Annotated in this window: 1 protein-coding gene; it reads right to left on the bottom strand. The window is 60.7% G+C overall.

What is annotated here, in order from left to right:
* The coding region (locus ACGLHR_RS52000) for a tyrosine-type recombinase/integrase (RefSeq protein ID WP_400103969.1) at positions 1–705 on the bottom strand (705 nt) is incomplete at both ends.

Below are 705 nucleotides of genomic sequence, written 5' to 3'. Positions count from 1 at the left end.
CCAGTGCGGCCTGCTTCATCTGCAAGTTGGTGGTGAGATAGCGGCTGGTGGTGGCAACGCTGGCGTGACCGAGATAGTCGCGAATCACCGTGATGTCTATGCCTGCCTGGAGCAGCGAAACCGCGCAACTGTGCCTCAATACATGCGGGGTGACGCGGCGATGGCCCAAGTTCGGTGTGCTCGGCACAGCCGCGGCAACATACTTGCGCAGCAGGTAGGCGACACCATCACGGGTCAGCGGTTCGCCGTTGCGGTTGACGAAGATGAAACCGCCGGGCTGCGCATCGCGCACAGCCGGCAAACGCTGCAGCACTCGTGCAGTTTCGCGCCAGAGCGGGCATAACCGGTCCTTCCTCCCCTTTCCGTGGAGCCGAACTTGGCATGGATGAGTTAGACGCAGATCGGCGCACCGGACAGCTAGTGCTTCACTAACCCGTGCGCCAGTGTTGTACAGGAAGAGCAGCAACGCGTAGTCACGCGAACCCAACGATGTGGAGCGGTTAGGCTGCTCCAGAATCGCGCGCACCTCTTCTGCTTCGAGATAAGACGACAGTGTCGGCTTAGTCCTCTTTGCCGGCAAGGCGAGCACCCGCTGATACTGATCTGCGTGCGGAAGATCGACGCGCACGAGGTGTTTGAAGAAGCTGCGAATCGCCGCGAGCCGGCAATTGCGCGTTGCCACCGAATTTGTGCGCACCGATTCTA

Source organism: Cupriavidus sp. CuC1, from assembly GCF_044627735.1.
In the GTDB taxonomy this organism is placed as follows: Bacteria; Pseudomonadota; Gammaproteobacteria; order Burkholderiales; family Burkholderiaceae; genus Cupriavidus; species Cupriavidus ulmosensis.
This window is presented reverse-complemented; position numbering and strand designations above follow the sequence as displayed.